The organism is Candidatus Pelagisphaera phototrophica, from assembly GCF_014529625.1.
Lineage (GTDB): Bacteria > Verrucomicrobiota > Verrucomicrobiia > Opitutales > Opitutaceae > Pelagisphaera > Pelagisphaera phototrophica.
On the sequence record NZ_CP076039.1, the window covers coordinates 509,068 to 529,000 of the forward strand.

Below are 19,933 nucleotides of genomic sequence, written 5' to 3' on the forward strand. Positions count from 1 at the left end.
GAGTTATATCCGCAAGCCCGTACAGACTTGAAATCGACCGGGAAAGGGTTAGTTTGTTCGTTCTTGTTAGGAAATGGCCCTGCTCTCGATACGCGATCTAGTTAAAGGTTACCCTTCTGAATGGGGAGGCCTTGTCGACGTTGTAAACGTCACAGCGTTTGAACTGCAACCGGGAGAGCAGGTATTGCTTCAGGGGGAGAGTGGCTCGGGAAAGTCTACCTTGTTGAATCTGATCGCAGGAATCGTGGTTGCGGATTCGGGAGAGATCCTTTTGAGCGGCGAAAATGTTAGTTCCCTCTCTGAGTCTGCCCGAGATACCCATCGGGCGCGTTCACTGGGCTATGTATTTCAGAACTTCAATCTACTCAATGGGTACTCCTGCCTGGAAAATGTAGAGTTGGGCATGAGTTTTGGAGCGGGTGCGGATCGTGAGTATGCCCTCCAGCTCCTTGCCCGTGTCGGTCTTGCAAATCGGCAGAATTACCGCCCCGATCAGCTTTCGCAGGGCCAGAAGCAACGAGTCGCGATTGCGCGTGCCTTGGCGAATCGGCCGAAACTAGTCTTAGCGGACGAGCCGACAGGGAATTTGGACCCGACCAATGCCGCAATAGCTCTGGAACTCATTCAATCACTTTGCCGGGAAAATGGTGCGGCCCTTCTTTTCGTCAGCCACGATCCTCAATTGGCATCGAAATTCGGGCGAGTCATTGATTTGGCGGAATTGAACCAAGCCGCCTGTTTGAGCAGCAAAGGGGGAGGTATTGAATGAGTCCGGTTGCGATGGCATTTAGGGACGTGCGGGAGCGCCGAGTTTCCAGCATCATCACTATTCTGGCGGTCGCGCTGGCATGCAGTTTGCTGATGCTGGTTTGGGCATTTAAGAAAGAGGCGGAACAATCCTTTGCAGGGGCGAATGGCGGTTTTGATGCGGTGCTGGGTCCACGCGGCTCGAAACTGCAAATTGTGCTGAACGCCCTCTACCACCTCGACGAATCACCGGGCTTGATGAAGTGGGAGGACTTTGAGCAGGTGACTAAATATCCCGCGATCGAAGCAGCCTATCCTATCGCAGTAGGTGATAACTATCGTGGATATCGCCTAGTGGGTACCGTTTCTGACTACCTGTCAAAACACAGCTATGCCGAGGACCGTAATTTCGAGGTAGAGGAAGGGGGAACGCTCTTTGAAGAAAAGTCGATGAATGCGGTTGTCGGCAATTTGGTAGCCCGCAGACTGGGGATGGAAGTGGGGGATACCTTTCATCCTTATCACGGGTTGATCTACAATGAGAGTGCGAAACACGAGGAGATCTATACCGTGACCGGAATTCTCAAGCCGACCGGTACCCCAGCAGACAAAGTTATTTGGATACCGATTAGTGGAATCCAGACGATGAGTGGCCACGACCCTAAGGCAGCTACCGACATAAGCGCGGCTTTACTGAAGTTCAAGCAAGGTGCGAATATGGCGGGCTTCCAGTTGGACATGCTCTACAACAAGCAAGGCAATCGCTTGACTCTGGCATGGCCGGCAAATCGCACCATCGTTCAATTTTTCGACAAGATCAGTTGGTTCGACAAGATCCTACAAGCTGTAGCCGTACTCGTTGCGATTATCGCTGGAGGCTCCATCCTCGCAATTCTCTATAATACGATGAACGAGCGCAAGCGAGACATCGCCGTGCTAAGAGCATTGGGTGCGAAGCGTTTTACGGTATTTACCATATCACTACTCGAAGCGGTTGGAATGACCTTGGCAGGGGTGGTGGCCGGATTTGTGTTGTATTCGGTTCTTGGATTCGCAATTGGTGAAGTCGTACAACGGGAAACTGGAGTTTTGTTGAATCCTTTTACTGGCAACGCGGCTATGATTTGGGCTCCTTTGGGAATGCTGGGTATCGGGGTTCTTTCGGGTTTGCTGCCGTCTCTAAAAGCTTATCGCACAGATGTGTCTAAGAATCTATCATGAATAACAAAAAAGCTATCAAGAATGTGGGGGTATTGTTTGCCCTACTAGGATCATTGCTACTAGGGACAGGATGTTCCCAGCCGAGCGAACCGAGTGAAGACTCAAGTGGCGGTCACTACCACGCGGCTCCTCATGGGGGTAGCTTGGTCATGCTGGGAAACCACATCGCTCAACTTGAGCTGGTCCCTGGTGAGCGACCGGGAGAGTGGATCTTCTACATCCTTGATGGCGGAGCGGAGCGATTTGTGCGGATCGAGCAAGAGGCGATCGAAGTGACGATGGACGGCAAAGAGGCCGTTTTTAAGGCAACAGCTAATTCAGCCACAGGAGAAACCGTAGGGGATACCGCTCAGTTCACGGCAAAAGTGGAGGGCTTAAGCGGCGAGAGTCGTTTTCCTGTCCTAATCGATGAAATCGTCGTGTTCCGCCAGCCGTTTTCCCAAGTGGAGTTTAACTTCCCGGAAGGGAAGCATTGAGTTTTCAGGAAACTTCACTAGAGTCTTGAGGTCGTTGAATCTACGGTTGTTATGAAAAGAGGATTTTTTACTGTTTTGGCACTTTCGGTTTGCGGGATCATCACTCCCCTCGCTTTCGCTGAGGATCTTACCTTGAGCCTGGCTGATCTGAGTGCGTTTGAATACCAGCCAGAGGTACCCGAATTGGGAGACAAAGTGGTTCGAGGGGATAAGGCCTATCTCATGAGCTTCCTCCCGGAGGAGGTGTATAAGCTCGATAAGAAGAGTATTTCGATAACCGGCTACATGATGCCGATCAAGTCTGACGGCCAGGTCGTGCAGGAGTTTCTCTTGGTCGCCAATACTATGGCCTGCTGCTATGGAGTTATGCCTTCTTATAATGAGTTCATCTATGTCAAGATGTCTGGCCCTGGTGCTCTGGCGGTGGACAATGTACCCATTACGCTCCATGGCAGGCTATCGATCGAGGAGACCTGGGAAAACGGTTTTTTCAGTCACCTGTATGCGGTTCGTGGCCAGAAGGTGGAAATCGGAAAGTTCTAGCCTCTGTTAGCTCACTGATTGGAGCGTGAGCCGTGATTGATTTAGGAATAACAGTGTCCAATTGGAATTGGGTTGAATCGATTTGAGTCCAGAGTTTAGGTTTTTAGAGAAAATAGTGGTAATCTCAAAAGTCTCAACCCCCCATGAAGCTCAACCTTTCTAGACGTCATTTTTTAAGAGCGGTTGGAATGACCCTCGCCCTTCCGGCTCTGGAGTCAGTTCCATTAGCCTCTGCGGTTCAAAAGACTCTCGGCGCTTCGGGGAAGGCGAAAAGACTCGTTTGTGTGGGAGCCAACCTCGGGCTGCATGCTCCTTCGTTTTTTCCAGGTGAGACGGGTTCGAATTTTGGTGTAACTCCACTCTTGAAGCCGTTGATGAGGCACAAAGAGGAGTTTACGCTTTTCTCGGGATTGGATCACCGGTCTGGAAACGGACACAAAAACTGGGATAATTTCCTTTGCGGAAATAATGTTGGGGATGTCACGCTTGACCAGATCGCAGCAGAGCAATTGGGAGCTAAGAGCCGTATCGCATCACTTCAGCTGAGCACGGGGCGCGGCAGCTTTCGTCAGAAGATGGTTTACAACCGGCAAGGGGTCCCACTGCCGATGATTGAAAGGCCCAGCGTCGTTTATCAGACCCTCTTTGGGCTTCCGGACGATGTTGAGCGAACGGAGTACTTGATTAAGAGCGGTAAAAGTTCGTTAGACAAAGTGACGGGCGAGGCGAGGCATCTGCAAAATACGGTGAGCGCTAAGGACCGCGCTAAGCTGGACGAGTATTTCCAATCCGTGCGCGATCTCGAAAATCGAATGGAGCGCCAATTGAAGGGCTTGAATGAACCGAGACCTCAGGTTGATTATCAACTCCCTAAATTCGATCCTATCGCTCCCACTTTAATGCTGGAAAACCAGGCTCTCATGTACGATCTGATGGCATTGGCTCTGGAAACGGATTCGACCCGAGTGATTACGATGTTCCTGCCAGGATTGGGTGAAGTGTTTACGATCAATGGCGAGGTCCTTTCAGCGGGTTACCATGCTCTCTCGCATCACGGTAACAATCCTGGGCTTATTGCGGACTTGATCAAGGTTGAGAGTGAACACATGCGCCTGCTGTCGGGTTTCCTAGACCAGCTGAAGACGAAGACGGATGCCAAAGGCGCACCACTACTTGAATCAACCTTTGTTCTTTGGGGTGCCGGCATGGGTGACGCTAGCCGCCACTCAAACGCGAATCTCCCTGTGTTTTTAGCCGGCGGCAGCTTGAAGCACGGGTCTCATATTGCGATCGACCGGGATCGTTCCGAAGCGCCATTGCTAGGCGATCTATACATTACAATGCTCCAGCAGATGGGAATCGAGCAAAACCAGTTTTCCAATGCTAACCGGAGCATGAACCAATATTTGGTTTAGACAGGTTAACTGCGTGATCCGGGCAATCGAATTAGTGGTAGGGCTGCTTATCCCTAAGCAGCCGGAGAATAGGCGAAAGAAGCGGCTGCTTAGGGATAAGCAGCACCACCAGATTTCCAGTATCTATTGGGCGATTTTTATCCTCTTAGTTCCAGTGATCGCTCATGCGAACGAGCCGATACCCAAAACTGAATACGCTTTGCTAGGGTCCTACTGCCTCGATTGCCACGATGACATCGAAAGAAAAGGAGAGGTTAGTCTTGAGGAGCTCGCGATCGACTGGCAGCAAAAGGAGAGGCTCGATATTTGGGAGCGTGCCCTCAGAATGCTTAAGTCGGGTGAGATGCCTCCCAAGAAAAAACGCCAGCCATCCACTGAAGAAAGAGCCCGACTCATCGGCTGGCTAGATGCATCACTATCTAAGCATTCGCCTATTGGTGGTACCGTGATCCGGCGACTCAATCGGAGAGAGTACGTCAATAGCATCAACTCCTTACTGGATATTGAATACGTACTTCCAGATAGCTTTCCAATCGACAGCGAATCTCATGGTTTCGATAATCAAAGCGAAGCACTCCCCTTGTCGGGTGCGCTGATGCAGTCGTATTCAGAAGTTGCGACTGACTTGGCTGAAAAGTTTTTTCCCCCATTGCGAAAGCCGATTGAGCCATCCCAGTCTAACTTGACTGCGGCTGATTTCACCTATGCCTACTCATCAGGCCTTCTTATCGACGATGTGATGAGATTGGTTTCTAGTTCGGAGGCCATATCGGCTAGCGCTAGTTGGCCAAGTAAATTCGAGGCGAGCACTACCGGCATTTATCGCGTCAATTTGGAGCTTTCAGCCTTTAATCCTACTGAAGGGGATTCGATTATATGCAGCGTTCATGCGGTTGATGCGGTTGAAGCTCCTGGTCAACGAATAGACTCGATTCGGTTGTTGGGTGAATTCGAGATCTTAGAATCCTCCAGTAGGGAATATTCGATGGAGGTGCTCCTCGAAAAAGGGGAGACCATTGCGCTACGGTACGGAAATTCTTTGTTGGCCGAGGATAGGGAAAAACTCCCAACTCATGTGAAAAAGCTCTTTATCGAGGAACCGCTCCTTGCCGCAGCCTATAAGCAAGCCGATGGGGTGGTCGAACGAGGTCGCATTGGCTGGGAGCGATTGAAAACTCTAATGAAATCAGACCTGCTTCCAGAGCCTCCTGAAGAGGAGTCGCTGGACGAGCTGGTCAAGCTCGTGACAAAGAACCTTCGCCTGACGACCGAAGTCCTGCAGTACAAGCATTTCGAGGAAGGCCCTGCCCTGGATGTCCACAAAGCAATAGCGTTCGGCCCCATTGAGTTAGCTGATGGTGCGGACGATCTATACTGGAAAGACCGCTCAAGTCAACTGATGGCATCCCTGAAGGGCAAAACGGATCAGGCTGCTGTAGAAGAGTTTTTGCAGGAGTTTCTTCCCCGAGTATTTCGCCGCCCGGTTAAAAAGTCCGTTATCGATGAATACGCAGCTATGGTCGAAGCGGAGCGGGGATCATCGGGCCGAATGGAGGATGGATTGCATTTTGCCTTTCGAACGGCTTTGACATCGCCTTACTTTCTGTACCGAGATTTTGAATCAGGACCTCTGGATTCTTTTGATTTAGCATCGCGGTTGTCCTATTTTCTAACTTCACGCCCTCCTGATGATGAACTCTTCAAATTGGCTCGGAGTGGAGTGCTTTTGGATTCATCGAAGTTGCGCGACCAAGCAATCCGATTGCTGAGTAAAAAAGAATCGAATACTTTTATTGAGAGTTTTCTCGACCAATGGTTGGACTTGGCGGCGTTAGATCAACTTACTCCCGACAAAACACTTTTCCCAGAGCCAAGGAAGTTTAAATACGGGGATGAAGAAAAGAGATCGCTCATAACCGAGCCCAAACTCTTCTTCACAGAGATGTTGGCTTCGAATAGACCCGTAGTAGACTTTATCGATCCTGGTTTTACTTACACGAATGAATCGATCGGCACTCATGTATACGAGCTTACGATGAGTAAAACCAATGACCCGAAAGATCTACAGAGGGTGGAGTTTGAAAAAGGGGGTCGGTACGGAGGAATACTTGGGATGGCAGGGGTCATGACCGCAACGGCGAACGGAGTTGATACCCAACCGGTTGTTCGCGGGGTATGGATGTTAGAGAATATTCTAGGGGATCCGCCTCGGGATCCGCCCGATGCCGTTCCCGCTTTAACCCCTGATACTTCCAAAGCGGAGACACCCCGTGAGATGCTTGCGGCCCATATGTCAGATGACTCTTGCGCGGGGTGCCACAAGAAAATCGATCCGATAGGGTTTGTTTTCGAGTCGTTCGATCCGATCGGCCGTTGGCGAACCCACTATCCAAATCTGGCGGGAAAATCCAAAGACAAGTCAAACAAAGGCCTTCCTGTCGAGACGGACGGTGTTTTACCCGGCGGCACTATCTTGCGAGATATCAGAGACCTTAAAACCTATCTTGTGAATGACATAACACCCTTCGCCGAATGCCTTTCTGAAAAGCTCCTCACCTATGCCACCGGCCGTTCTATGAACTTCAGTGACCGGAAGCTCATTGGGAAGATTGTTGATGCGAATGCTGAGACTGAGGAAGGTTTCAAGGACTTGCTTCTAGACCTGGTTGATTCGGAGAGTTTCCGGACGAGATAGTTTGCCTAGTCTTGGCAAAAACCGTTTAGTTTTCCAGACGGTGTAGTTGTGAAATGACCCATTTTCGTATCGATAGTAAAGTTGCCTTCGCGGCCTTTTTTTTGAGCTTAGCAAACTTTGCCTATGCCGAACCGATAAATGTGAATCTTGTGACTACGGCGGGATAGATCCGTTTCGAGCTCTTTCCTGATGAAGCCCCAGTGACAGTCGCGAACTTCCTAAAGTATGTCGATGGAGGTCATTTTGAGGGTGGTAGTGTTTGCCGTGTTGTTAGGATGGATAATCAGGAACACAATACGGTGAAAATTGAAGTGATCCAAGGGGGATTGGCTAGGAAGGAGGAGGCCTTATCGTTTGATTCCATTGTGTTGGAGAGGACAAGTGAGACGGGACTCAAGCATCGTCATGGAACATTGTCTATGGCTCGAAGCGAGCCCGACTCAGGGACTTCGGAATTTTTTATCTGCATCAATGATCAGCCCATTCTCGACTATGGTGGTAAGCACAATCCGGATGGTCAGGATTTTGAACGATTTGGCCCTCATAGACGTGTTCCGTTTGCTTCACGAATTTCGTCTAGGCGCCGTTTCAGGGCTTCGGCGATTTCTGGGTGATCGCGAATGACGTTGTTAGCTTGGCGAAAGTCCTTTCTCAAATTGTAAAGCTGCTCCTTGGGGGCTTCGGGTTTTATATTGCCGTTTTCCATATCGCTATTTTTCTGTCCGGCAAAATCGACAGCCGGAAATCCGCCAAAGCCATGTGTTCTGAGTTCTGGACTGCTGAAGCCCCCTCCCGCTTGGGCGGGGATATACATCCAGTCACCGTCTCTTAGGGAAAGATGCGTTTCCCGAAAAGCGGCCAAAACTAGATGATCACGTATTTGTGTTTTGGGGTCACTGGTCAGTGCGGGTAGAATATTGTAACTATCTGGTCCTTCGTCGTCATTGAGCTCCTGGTCAGTCAGCGCTGCCAGTGTTGCGACAAGGTCAACGTTGGAAACCAACTGATCCGATACGGTTCCAGCGGGGATCTTTCCTGGCCAACGGGCGATGAAGGGAACGCGGTGGCCCCCTTCCCAAGCGTCGAATTTGAACCCAAGCAGATCACCGTTTTGATTATGACCCTGTTTCCAGGCTTCCTGTCCCCCGAGGTTGATCATGCCGCCGTTGTCGCTGGTAAAGACGACCAGCGTGTTTTCGGCCAAACCTTCGTCTTCTAGCGTTCGAGTCACTTCGCCTACGATCCAGTCCAGCTCATGAATGAAGTCGCCATAACGACCCGCCTCGCTGGTGCCTTGGAATCTGGGATGGGGCGTAAAGGGATGGTGGATATTGGTGGTGGCGAAGTAGAGGAAAAACGGGTCGTCTTTGTTTTCCTTGATCCAGGACACCGCTATACCCGCTAGGGTTGTGCCGACGTAGGTGTCATCGTAGATGGCATGGGCGGCCTTTGCCCCGCCGATCTGGTTGATGCCCATCTTTTCCAGATGTATCGGTGTATCCGCTACTTCGTCATAGACGAAAGGATCGCTCGGATCGATTCCCACTACGTGATGATTCTCGACGTAGACGAAGGGAGGATGGCTATTTACCACCGGCATTCCGAAGTAGTAGTCGAATCCTAGCTCGAGCGGCCCGGGCTTGAGCTCCCCATTCCAATCGGGTGTTTCTTCGCCAAAGCCCAGATGCCATTTTCCGATGCAGGCAGTAATGTATCCTGACCGTTTCATCACATCGGCGACGGTCGTTTGATTGGGATCAACGATGAGTCCCACCTTTAAAAAGACAGGAGCCCAATGGTCGTCGCGAAAAGCGTATTCGCCGGTTAGCAAGCAGTAGCGGGAGGGCGTGCAGACAGCAGAGGCTGCGTGAGCATCGGTAAAGCGGCGACCTTCTGAGGCTAGTTGGTCTATGTGGGGGGTCCGAACCTTGGTAGCTCCATAGCAGCTGGTGTCGCCGTAGCCTAGGTCGTCGGCGAAAATGACCACGACGTTAGGGGGGCGCTGAGCGGTGGCTGAAACGAGAATAAAGAAGTAAGATGCAAGAAAAAGGGAGAGGACTTTGGAAAGGTGTTTCATGATAGTGTTGCTTGACGTAGGGACCGACGGCCCGGCGGTCTGCGGCGGTGGGATGATGCTAGGCAATGCGGATCGCCGGGCCGTCGATCCCTACCTTGATTGGGGGAAATTCAGTTTCGTTCGGGGGCGGTTCGGGGGGCTTTCTTGTAGCGTTCGAGGAGTGCTTTCATTTCTCGGGCAATTTCGGGGTGTTGGTGGTAAAGATTTCGAGTTTGGGTTAGGTCGGCTTCCAGATCGTAAAGCTGTGCGGGCGGGGCATTAGACTTTAGTTTTCCATTTCGGATATCGCTGTTGACGTGTTGGGTCAACAACAAGGCGCCTGGGCCTCCTCGCTCGTAATCCGTCTCCAGTCTTCCCCGAAAACCACCACTTCCTTGAGCATCGATATAAACCCACTTGTCCTTTCGGATGGTTAGATTCGTCTTTTTATTGGGGCTCAATATGAGGTGGTTGCGTATTTGCTTTTCTGGGAAATCAGTTAAGGCAGGGAGAATATTGAAACTGTCTGGCCCCTCCTGATTGTTGAGAGGTTGATCGACCAAAGCCGCCATAGTGGCGATTAGGTCCACATTACTGATCAACTGATCGGAAACAGTTCCGGCGGGGATCTTACCTGGCCAGTAGGCGATGAACGGAACGCGATGGCCGCCTTCCCAGGCACCGAACTTGAATCCTAGCAAATCCCCATTCAGGCGATGCCCCGCCTTCCAGGCATCCTGCCCGCCGACGTTGAACATACCACCATTGTCGCTGGTGAATAGAACCAGAGTGTTTTCGTCTAGGCCTTCTTCTTTCAAAGTGTCCATTACCTCGCCGACCATCCAGTCGAGTTCGTGTACGAAGTCACCATAGCGACCCGCCTCGCTGGTCCCTTGAAAGCGGGGAGCAGGAGTGAAGGGATGATGAATGTTGGTGGTAGAAAGAATCAGGAAAAACGGATCCTCTTTGTGTTCGCGTATCCACTTCACCGATTTTTCCGTGAGCTTGGTTCCCACTTCGCGATCTTTGTAAAGGGCGTGAGCCGCATCAGCCCCACCGATATCGTCGAGTTTTCTCTTTTCCGGAAAGACTTCTGTGTTGGCCGTTTGGCCGTAGACGAACGGATCTTCTGGAACCAGTCCGACTACCCGATGATTCTCTACATACACAAAAGGCGGGTGGCTGTTCACAACCGGCACGCCGAAGTAGTAGTCAAATCCGAGTTCCAAGGGACCGGGCTTTAGGTCGCCGTTCCAGTTGGGGGTGTCTTCGCCGAAGCCTAGATGCCACTTGCCTATGATGGACGTCTTGTAGCCGGCGCGTTTCATCACATCGGCGACTGTCGTTTGATTTGGATCGATGATTAACCCGACCTTTAGGAAAACGGGTGTCCAGTGATTCCCCCGAAAGGCGTATTCACCTGTGATCAGATTGTACCGCGAAGGCGTGCAAACCGCTGAGGCAGAATGGGCATCGGTAAAGCGGCGACCTTCTGAGGCGAGTTGGTCGATATGGGGGGTATTGATCTTGGTGGCGCCGTAGCAACTTAGATCGCCGTAGCCAAGGTCGTCGGCGAAGATGACCACCACGTTGGGAGGGGCCGCGGTTGCAGAATTGAGAACGAAGAAGAACGAACCAAGAAGGAGGATGAGGGATTTGGGGGGAATTTTCATTGGGGTGCTGATTTGTGTTTGGGGCCGACGTTTCGTGTCGGTTGGAGTGGCGGATCGCAGGGCCGTCGATCCCTTCCTTTATGGGTTAGTTGATAAGATAACGAAAGCCTAATGGAATGAATTTGTCTTGGGATCGCGGTGTAAAACCGTTCTTACACATCCCGAACGTAGGGCTAGCGCTAGCACTACGTGTGAACTGAGATAGGGACTGGTTATTCGCGTAGTTGGAACGATTTGATGTTTGCGGAGAACGGTAGACCGACGTGCGGGGGTCAGCCGACCCGCCATCCTGCCTTTAAGCCGCCGACGCATTTTTCGGGCGGGAAAGAAGTCTCCAAATGTCGAAGCGGTCAACGAGGACCCCGCCAAGGATGACGAGGGCGGTGATGACTTTGCTGAACGAACTATCATATCCGAGGAGATTGACCATATTCTGGAGAACGAGTAGCACGGTAGTTCCGAGAATAATCCCAATGACGGTCCCTTCGCCACCGCGAAGACTGCAACCTCCGAGCACGGCTCCCGCGATTGCGTAGAGCTCGAAGAAGTTGCCATGAATCGAAGGAACCACATCAGCGGTGTAGAGGGCGAAGAAGAGGGCAGAAACGGCAGCCAGCACGCTGCAAATGATGTAGGCAAAGGCCATGATTAGAATCGTATTGATACCAGAGTAGCGGGCCGCTTGTTCATTGCGTCCCAGTGCGAGTAGGTAGCGTCCGAATACAGAAAGGTGGAGGAGATAGTAGACGATAAGACAGATTGCGATGAAGGTGATGAAAGCCGCAGGTAATCCGAAAATCTTGCCCGTCAAGAGACGTTCAAGCCCCTCTACATTGAACTTGGCATCGTAGTAGCCGATGGCGGTGTCGTGCGTCATGGTCTGGGCTAGGCCACGGTATCCAAGTAATCCGCACAGGGTAACGACGAAAGCAGGCATTCGAATTTTTGCGATAAGCCAGCCGTGCAAGACTCCAACCATTACTGAAAAAAGAATGAGCACCAGAATCGCGGGAGCCCACGGCATACCGGGAATCCAGGCATGCGATCCCGTGAGGAAGAAGAAAAAGACTGTCCCGAAAAGAGCCATCAGTGATCCTACTGAGAGGTCGATCCCCCCAGAGATGATGACCAGCCCCATCCCAAGGCTGAATATTCCATACATGCCTACTTGGCGGGAGAGGTTCTCCAAATTTCTGAGCGAGAGGAATCGCGATTCGATGAGGGACTGAAGGAAGCCATTCGCTTCGGCATTGCGGGAAAAGAAGATTGTCCAGAATGCGACAAAGAGAAGCACTACGGCGAGACAGCCTTCTTTGCGGTATCGGTTGAAAAAGCGGGATATGGGTGTATTCATCTTGTTTTAGGAAGTGCTCGTTGTGATACTCTGCTGTACGGCCAGGGTCATGATGGCTTTCTCTGAAAATGCGTCCCGATCAAGAATGCCTGACAACGTCCCTTCGCGCATGACGGCAATCCGATGACTCATGCCAAGAAGTTCCTCCATGTCGCTGGAGATCATCAGAATGGCGCACCCCGTCTCGGCTAGACGGACGATCGCCTGGTAAATTTCTTGCCTGGCCCCCATGTCAATTCCGCGTGTGGGTTCGTCGAAGATCATTACTTTGGGGGCAAGAGTCATCCATTTTGAAAGGACAACCTTTTGCTGATTTCCTCCGCTAAGACTGGATACGGGTAGTTCGACAGTCGGAGCCTTAACGCCGAATTCCCGTAGCCATTCATCTGTTCGGATCCGCTCGGATTTGAATTCGATACGAGAGTGTCTGCTAAACTGGCTGAGCGAATTTAGGGTCATGTTCTCACGGATGGTCATCTCCAGAATCAATCCGCTGGCTTTGCGATCCTCGGGGGCGAGGAAGACGCCATTAGCGATCGCCTCTTTTACTTTTCCTCGGGTAAGCGGTTGCCCGTTTACGGACATCGTCCCGGAGGGCGAGGAATCGACGCCAAACAAGGCTTGAGCAAGCTCTGATCGACCGGCCCCTACAAGACCTGCTATGCCAAGGATTTCTCCGGCTCGGACCGAAAAACTAGCATTGCCTTTGGGCCATCTTCGAGTGCTGAAGTTTTCAACTGAAAAGACAGTTTCGGTATTAACCGGATTGCTTTCTGGATACACTTCGCTCAAGTCACGGCCAATCATCATAGAGATCATTCGATCCCGACTGATATCTTCAGCGTTCAGTTCACCCGCGTTTTCTCCATCGCGAAGACCGACCACTCGATCGGCGATTTTCTCGACCTCCGACAATCGATGCGAAATGAAAATGATCGCCATGCCTTGACCCTTCATTTTCTTCACCAAATTTAAGAGTGTATCGGCTTCTTGGATAGAAAGGCTTGAAGTGGGCTCGTCCAGAATCAGAAGTTTGGCATCCATCGACAATGCCTTGGCGATTTCCACCAGTTGTTGCTGGCCATTTGTCAATCGAGAGACGGAAGTTCGTGGATCCAGATGGAGCCCGAGCTCTTCGAGAATGGGCAGGGCCATTTTATGTAGCACCCCCTGATCTATGCAACCGAAGCGTCTGGGTTCGCGAGCCAGGAAAATGTTCCCCGCGATATCTATGTTGTCGAGCAGGTTGAGTTCTTGATGAACGAAGCTGATGCCGAGCTGTTCCGCCGCTTTCGCTCCTTGAATGGTTACAGGGGCCTTATTGAAGCGTATTTGGCCAGTGCTCGGCGGGTGAATACCACCGAGGATTTTCATGAGGGTTGATTTGCCGGCCCCGTTTTCCCCAATCAGGCCGACGATTTCTCCTGCCGATATCTCAAAATCTACTTTCGAAAGTGCCTGGACGACTCCGAAGGATTTCGAAACTTGGGATAGTTGGAGGAGAGGGGGCAATTGTTGAGGCTGAAGGGTGAAAGTTGAATGCTTAACAAATAAATTGGGTGAGGTTGGTTCTTTAGTCAATGGTAGCGCCTCTTATCCTTAAGCGGCCGAATCCGAACTTTTCCGTCGCGGCTGCTCAAGGCTACGGCCGTGAGCTCAGCCGAACGGCTGAGCAGCCCTACCTCAGTTGGCGATCGATGCTTTCCAAGTGTCACATTGGGCCTTGTATTTAAGCCCTTCGCCTTTACGGAGCACTCGAGTGGCCACGTGAATGATTTTGTTCTCAGGAATACCGGCTTCGTTCGGTGATTTTCCTTCGAGCACCAACTCGCGAAGCAAGGCCATTGAGTCGTAGCCGAATTGATAGGGGTTTTGAATAACCGTGCCGTGTATCTCTCCGGCATCGATCCCTTCAAGGGTTTTTGGCGATTCGTCGAATGCGATGATCTGGACTTTCCCAATCAAGCCTGCGGCCCGAACGGCCTCTAGGCATGCGGGTGGGTTGTATCCCCATAGACCGACCATTCCGGCAAGATCAGGATGGGCGGTAAGTGCGTCTTCCGCATTGGCTCTCGCTTTAGAGGCGTCCCCCCCATCAGTGCGCAGATCGACTACTTCGATTCCGGATCCCGCTACGGCTTCTTTTAGCCCTTGGAATCGCTCAATTGAGTTTTGCATGTCTTTAATTCCGACAAAAACCATTATTTTTCCTCCATTTGGGAGTGCTTCCTTGACCAGTTCGCCGCATTGCCGTCCCGCTTCTATGTTATCAGTTCCCAAGTAGCAAATTCGGTCAGAATCTGGAGAATCGCTGTCGACGGTGATCAAAGGGGTATCGGTTGCCCATTCATTGATCATCCGTATTTGATTCTTCGCGCTCGTAGGGCTTATGGCTACGCCTTTCACTCCGCTTACCAATAGATCATCGACAATCTGCTTTTGTTTGGTCGTGGTTCCGTCGCCGGTGCGAAACAACGCTTCGATGTCTCCGAAATCCCTTTCGGCGGCTTTCGCTCCTGCTTCCGCGTAGGTCCAGAAGTCTGCGGACACATTAGTGATGAAACAAAGCTTCGTTTTTTTGATGCTGGAGGTGCTAGTATCGTCTGGTCCACTACACGCTACTAGGGAAAGTAGGGCGATTGAGGTGATTGTTTTGATGTATTGCATAGCGATTGATGGAAGTGAGCGACGACTATTCTACTTTGCATTGGTTGCTTCAATTAAAATATTGGAGAGTGTCTTCCTTTGAGAAGGAGTTTTTCGGGCCCAGCCCAACAATCGCCGCATTCCTGGCATTGGAGAGATTTTAGGGCTGCTGAATTGCCAGAGAAAATGGAAAAACAGGGGATTGAAGCCACCGATGGCGCCCAAGTGCTGAATAGGAGACACTGCTCAGTATTCTCATCGAAGGATTGCTTTGTGGGTCGATCCACAGAAAGGGTTGGAAACTCCCTCGAACTCTTGACAACGCTCCCCCTTCAATGCCCAACTCGAAGGCGATCCTAAAACCCAATTAATGCAAGAAGCCATTCAACTGCTCTTTAATCCTACCGGCCTTTTTCTGATACTCCTCGGTACCTCACTCGGCGTATTTGTGGGAGCAATACCCGGCCTGACAGGGACGATGCTGATTGCTCTCGTATTGCCACTTACCTATGGAGCAAACCCCCAGTACGCCCTCACTTTGCTGATTAGCATCTATGTCGGCGCGATTAGCGGTGGAATGGTCACGGCGACGCTTCTTCGCATGCCGGGAACCCCCGCATCGATCGTGACAACTTTCGATGGCTATCCGATGGCTCAAAAGGGGCAGCCTGAAAGGGCGCTCGGGCTGGCGGTTATGGCATCCTTTGTGGGGGGAGTGATTTCGTGGGGATTCCTGGTTCTCTTGGCGAAACCCATTGCTACTCTCTCTACCAAGTTTGGGCCCTTTGAGTATTTTACGCTGGTTCTGATGGCCTTGGTCCTGATCGCTAGTATAGGTGGCAAGTCGCTGTCGAAATCGCTGCTATCCGGATTCCTCGGCATACTGCTCTCTATGCCGGGCATCGCGGCAGCGACGGGCCAGTCTCGACTTACGTTTGGCATCAACGCATTGAATGACGGCTTCAAGCTACTCCCAGTCTTGATTGGGCTGTTCGCTATCAACCAGATTTTCAGGGACATCATTAATTCGAAAAAGAAGTCCCAAACGAAGGAGATCGAAACTAAGGGGCTTTCCTTGAAACTAGCGGATTTTCGCCGACAGGGTCTCAATATGATTCGTTCCTCTGTCATTGGAACTTGGATAGGGCTTCTTCCGGGGATTGGGGCGAACATCGGTTCGGTCGCGGCGTACACAGTTGCCAAGAATTCGTCCAAGACACCGGAGAAGTTTGGTACGGGTCACGACGAAGGGATCGTATCCGCTGAAGCCGCTAACAATGCGACGATCGGGGGAGCACTCATTCCCTTGGTGGCGATGGGGCTTCCCGGTTCGGTGGTGGAAGCGGTCCTCCTCGGAGCGCTTGTAGTCCATGGCCTGCAACCCGGGCCGCGCCTTTTTGGAGAGCATCCGGAGATGGTCTACACTATTATGGGGGCGATGCTCTTGGCCAATATTGCTATGGCCATGATCATGGGCTTTTCTATGCGTTGGCTTGCAAGGATTTCGAGGATCCCTAGTTCCTATCTATTACCTGTCATATTGGTATTCTGTGTAATTGGTTCGTTTGCGCTCTCGAACCGCATTTTCGACATATGGGTTATGGTCGCTTTTGGAGGGCTGGGCTTCTTTCTCGAATCGAAGAAGATACCTCTGGCTCCTTTCGTCATCGGCTTCGTCTTGGGCCCGATCGCAGAGGACAATCTCTCTGCGGGGTTGATGGCGACGAACGGTTCTTGGCTCCCGATAGTTACGCGCCCCATTTCGATTGCCTTTCTAGCCGTTTCATTGGCGATGCTCATCCTTCCTATGCTCAAGAAAAAGGGCCCCGGCTCCAACAACGAACCCCTCGTCTCCGAATGAGCTCCAGCAGAACACTTTTTTCGATCGTGAGCTCGGTTCTCATCTGCGGGCTCCTTGGTTGGAATGCCTTGAATTGGAGAAGTGGTAGCGGTTCATTGCAATTCCCTAACCAGCCAATCCAGGTTGTGGTGCCCTACAGCGCGGGAGGCGGTACTGACACGTTTGTTCGGATCATTGAAAAGTCGATCGCCGCCAACGAGAAGTTCACTCAGCCGTTTGTCATCCTAAACCAGCCTGGGGGCGGATCTACGATTGGAGGAAGATATGTTATGGGTTCCCGACCCGATGGCTACCGACTTTTGTGCAACAACGACGCGCTTATTGCAGCCCAGCTTGCAGGTATCGCAAATTTTGGATACGAAGAGCTTACTCCGGTTGCTCAGCTGGGTACGATGTCCTTGGTTCTGATTGTTCGCGAAGATTCTCCCTACCAAGGGCTCCGCTCCCTTCTCGAAGCGGCCAAGAAAAACCCGAATAGCGTCCGTTTCGGAGCGGACATTGGCTCACCGGCATACTTTTATGCGAAAGAACTCGAAGAGACTAGCCCCGGTAGCCGGTTCAACTATATTTCCACAGGAGGAGGACAAAAGCGATACTCCCACATCTTGGGCGGACATTTGGACGTGGGGATCTTTTCGGTGGGTGAGTTTGTGGGCTATCGTTCGCCCGAAGGTACGCCGAAGGACCAGAACATAAAGGCGATCGCGATTCTCACCGCCGAAAGAAATCCAGGAGTCCCTGAAGTTTCGACCGCAACGGAGCAAGGTTTCGCGATCGACAATGGCAACTCGTACTATTGGTTTGCTCCTAAAGGAACTCCGCAGGCCGCCGTCGACAAACTGCGGGAAATACTCTACGCGGCGAGGCAGGATCCGACTGTGGCAGCCGAGCTTAAGAAGCTTTCCATTACCCCTGACTATCGGGTTGGAGAAGAATTAGATCGGTACTTACAGGTTAAAAAAGAGTCGCTCAAGCGATTTGCGGTTAGCCCTCCAGCGGGATTGCCTGACTTCCCGGCTTGGGTCATTGGAATTTTACTTTGCTTAGCCGCTTTGGTCTTTCTGAAGTATGGAGGCAATCACATCAAAACTTCAGATACAGATTCTGAGAATAGTAAGTTGGCCATCCTCATAGTCGCAATACTGCTCACCTATATTATCTGCCTACAACTGGGCGTCTCCTATGTGTATGCGACGATTCCCGCGATTTTCCTTATTGGAATCAATCTTGCAGAATGGAATAAACAGAAGCTGCTGCCCGTTGCCCAGCTCTCAATCCTGTTTTCCCTAGGCTCCGAGTTTGTCTTTACGGTGATATTTTCCGTGCCGTTGCCTTAGTCCTGAATCAGGTAGCGGGCCATCTCAGACATCCCTTGATTAGGATTGTACCATTGCGCTTTGGCCCTACGCGTACTAATTTTTAGATACGCTCCCAGCGATAGATAGGGGATACGGGCTTCCCATTCGTCGTGAGAATGTGAACTTGGTGGGCTTTGGCGTCTGGGTGGCAAAATTCCCACACGACTTCCTTCTTTTCGTTTACCTCGAAGATTTTAACTTTTTCTGGATCTTTCTGGCCGTAGCTGCGAATTACGGTATCTCCGTGGGGGAGTCTTTGTCCGCCGCAAGGATCCGCAAAGTGCCCACCGTCGTCGTCGTTGTTGCAAACCCAGGCCACCGAACCGTCGGGAGCGAACTCGACGGATTGGTCGCCATGGGTCAAATTGACGAGAGTGTTCCCATTCGGTAGTCGAATCGCGGTGAAAGGCCAGTTTTTGGCATCTCTCCCACCCAGTTCCGGGAGGTCGGTTTTGATCGTACTCACAATTCTACCCGAGGGAGTATACTCCTTTACCTTGAAAGCGAGGAGATGAGGGACGAGATAGTTTCCATTGGAAAGCCTTCGCGCCATGCGAGTTTGCATATGGCCATTGCCAGTTTCAGTTTGCAGGGGAACTTCAACGACGATTTTCCCTTGTGGGTCAATTTCTATAAGCCTTGGAAGTTCTCCACGCTGAATGATGATCGTGTTTCCAGAAGGGAGGCGATTGGCCGTACCCAATTCTTTGTTACGGGGATCTAGCTTATAGGACCAGACCACTTTGTGACCACCCTTCTCGAATTCTCCAGCCTTGTTTTTAACCGAAAGGAGTACATTCCCGTTTTCCAATACCATACCATCGCGGGAACCGCTCGGCCCGAGCCACACCACTTCGCTTCCCTCATTGAAGATTGCAGTTAGCTTTCCACATACAAGAAACGAATGGCGAATACCGTTATCACTTACTTGGCGTCCGGGGGCGACTTAGGGAATGGGATTAAACGTGCTGGAGTTGCCCCAGGCCTTTTCAGTAATGCCCAGAGTCTGGTTGACGTCTGGATTTCCGTAGATTGTTACGTTTGGCTTGTCAGCCCGTGCCTTCACCAAGGCGGCGTTTTCCACTTTCGTATTGCCCAAGAATAACTGACCGCCTTTCGGCACTTGCAGATCTTTGAGTCCCGCATCCGTCAGTTGCGTCCCAAATAGATTCAGATACTTGATTCCACCAAGTCGGTTTAGGGAGGCGACAATTTCATCTCCAAATTTGCCATGGCTTAGATCAAGCCGAGTGGCATTCTCAAAGGTTCCAATCCACTCAGAAACCTTGGCAGAACTAGGAAGCAACGCAGCTCTGAATTCATGTACATAAGGGCCTACACTTTTCAGGTACTCAATGGCAGAAGCGTCAATTTTGGGAGCAAGCCTTTGCAGATCTACTACAAGGTTGGATGAGTTTTCTGCTAGCTTGTCGATGACGGCGCCTTTGGTTCGGAGCCGTTCGACGGCGGGAAAGGCACTCTCACCCAGGAGCTTTTCGAGCGATAGCTTTCCTTGGCCTGCCGACTCGCTTTTGGCTCCCCCGTGTATCCAGCGAGCGACGGTTAGAATTTCGTCTCCACTGGGAGCGTCCTCACCCTCTGGCGGCATGGCGTATTCATCCTCTGGAGGAAGGAGGAGGTATTCGATCAGTGGACTCGTCATTGGGAAGCCCGCATCTATGGCGACTTCCTCACTTTCGCCTGGAGTCATCAGCGCTTCGTAAGAGTCTAAGCGATACCCGCTCTTCTGCTTTTCTGGGCCATGGCACTTAACGCAGTATTTCTCAAGAACGGGAGCGATATCAGTATCGTAATCGAAAGTTGTTTGGGCAGACAGTGTGAAGGAGAAGCTGAGGTAAAGTGTGAGTATGAAAATAGATTTCATGTT

At 51.3% G+C, this 19,933-nt stretch carries 16 protein-coding genes; 9 read left to right on the top strand and 7 right to left on the bottom strand.

Translation table 11 applies throughout. From position 1 onward, the window contains the following. Positions 1-73: 73 nt before the first annotated feature. From GA004_RS02380 to GA004_RS17870, 7 genes are all read left to right on the top strand, one after another. The gene (locus GA004_RS02380; protein WP_283395692.1) at positions 74-769 is read left to right on the top strand and encodes an ABC transporter ATP-binding protein; all 696 of its coding nucleotides are present in this window, start codon (positions 74-76) and stop codon (positions 767-769) included. Continuing rightward, complete coding sequence (locus tag GA004_RS02385; RefSeq protein WP_283395693.1) at positions 766-1,968, top strand: ABC transporter permease; 1,203 nt, start codon at positions 766-768, stop codon at positions 1,966-1,968. The genes GA004_RS02380 and GA004_RS02385 overlap by 4 nt, the downstream gene beginning before the upstream one ends. Continuing rightward, positions 1,965-2,444 (top strand): hypothetical protein, encoded by a 480-nt coding sequence (locus GA004_RS02390; RefSeq protein WP_283395694.1) that lies wholly within the window; start codon positions 1,965-1,967, stop codon positions 2,442-2,444. The genes GA004_RS02385 and GA004_RS02390 overlap by 4 nt, the downstream gene beginning before the upstream one ends. A 51-nt stretch (positions 2,445-2,495) precedes the next feature. Next, entirely contained in the window at positions 2,496-2,987 is a 492-nt protein-coding gene (locus GA004_RS02395; protein WP_283395695.1) for a DUF3299 domain-containing protein, read from the top strand. 143 nt (positions 2,988-3,130) lie between these two features. Then, positions 3,131-4,402, top strand: coding sequence for a DUF1552 domain-containing protein (locus GA004_RS02400; protein ID WP_283395696.1), 1,272 nt, complete (start codon positions 3,131-3,133; stop codon positions 4,400-4,402). Positions 4,403-4,436: 34 nt separating this feature from the next. After that, positions 4,437-7,097 carry a DUF1588 domain-containing protein gene (locus GA004_RS02405; protein WP_283395697.1) on the top strand — a complete coding sequence of 887 codons (2,661 nt, stop codon included), beginning with the start codon at positions 4,437-4,439 and terminating at the stop codon, positions 7,095-7,097. A gap of 167 nt (positions 7,098-7,264) precedes the next feature. Next, positions 7,265-7,711 (top strand): peptidylprolyl isomerase, encoded by a 447-nt coding sequence (locus tag GA004_RS17870; RefSeq protein WP_343218835.1) that lies wholly within the window; start codon positions 7,265-7,267, stop codon positions 7,709-7,711. On the opposite strand, the gene GA004_RS02410 is transcribed toward GA004_RS17870, so the two are convergent. The 5 genes from GA004_RS02410 to GA004_RS02430 all read right to left on the bottom strand — a co-directional run bounded on the left by GA004_RS02410 (position 7,639) and on the right by GA004_RS02430 (position 14,847). After that, positions 7,639-9,174 carry a sulfatase family protein gene (locus tag GA004_RS02410; protein ID WP_283395698.1) on the bottom strand — a complete coding sequence of 512 codons (1,536 nt, stop codon included), beginning with the start codon at positions 9,172-9,174 and terminating at the stop codon, positions 7,639-7,641. The two genes, GA004_RS17870 and GA004_RS02410, sit on opposite strands and share 73 nt — an antisense overlap. A 110-nt stretch (positions 9,175-9,284) precedes the next feature. Beyond that, a complete protein-coding gene (locus GA004_RS02415) occupies positions 9,285-10,826 on the bottom strand; it encodes a sulfatase family protein (RefSeq protein WP_283395699.1) in 1,542 nt (513 codons plus the stop codon). A 295-nt stretch (positions 10,827-11,121) separates the two neighbouring features. Further along, positions 11,122-12,180 (bottom strand): ABC transporter permease, encoded by a 1,059-nt coding sequence (locus GA004_RS02420; RefSeq protein WP_283395700.1) that lies wholly within the window; start codon positions 12,178-12,180, stop codon positions 11,122-11,124. A 6-nt stretch (positions 12,181-12,186) separates the two neighbouring features. Then, entirely contained in the window at positions 12,187-13,692 is a 1,506-nt protein-coding gene (locus GA004_RS02425; RefSeq protein WP_283395701.1) for a sugar ABC transporter ATP-binding protein, read from the bottom strand. A gap of 171 nt (positions 13,693-13,863) precedes the next feature. Beyond that, the gene (locus tag GA004_RS02430; RefSeq protein WP_283395702.1) at positions 13,864-14,847 is read right to left on the bottom strand and encodes a sugar-binding protein; all 984 of its coding nucleotides are present in this window, start codon (positions 14,845-14,847) and stop codon (positions 13,864-13,866) included. Positions 14,848-15,196: 349 nt separating this feature from the next. Between GA004_RS02430 and GA004_RS02435 the strand changes: the two genes are divergently transcribed. Both GA004_RS02435 and GA004_RS02440 read left to right on the top strand, forming a co-directional pair. Continuing rightward, a complete protein-coding gene (locus GA004_RS02435; protein ID WP_283395703.1) occupies positions 15,197-16,687 on the top strand; it encodes a tripartite tricarboxylate transporter permease in 1,491 nt (496 codons plus the stop codon). Then, positions 16,684-18,024 (top strand): tripartite tricarboxylate transporter substrate-binding protein, encoded by a 1,341-nt coding sequence (locus GA004_RS02440; RefSeq protein WP_283395704.1) that lies wholly within the window; start codon positions 16,684-16,686, stop codon positions 18,022-18,024. The genes GA004_RS02435 and GA004_RS02440 overlap by 4 nt, the downstream gene beginning before the upstream one ends. Before the next feature lie 82 nt (positions 18,025-18,106). Here GA004_RS02440 and GA004_RS02445 read toward each other — a convergent pair whose 3' ends face one another. Together GA004_RS02445 and GA004_RS02450 are read right to left on the bottom strand one after the other, a co-directional pair. Next, positions 18,107-18,898 carry a beta-propeller domain-containing protein gene (locus GA004_RS02445; protein WP_283395705.1) on the bottom strand — a complete coding sequence of 264 codons (792 nt, stop codon included), beginning with the start codon at positions 18,896-18,898 and terminating at the stop codon, positions 18,107-18,109. A 93-nt stretch (positions 18,899-18,991) separates the two neighbouring features. Then, positions 18,992-19,930 (bottom strand): c-type cytochrome domain-containing protein, encoded by a 939-nt coding sequence (locus GA004_RS02450; RefSeq protein WP_283395706.1) that lies wholly within the window; start codon positions 19,928-19,930, stop codon positions 18,992-18,994. Between the last annotated feature and the right edge of the window lie 3 nt (positions 19,931-19,933).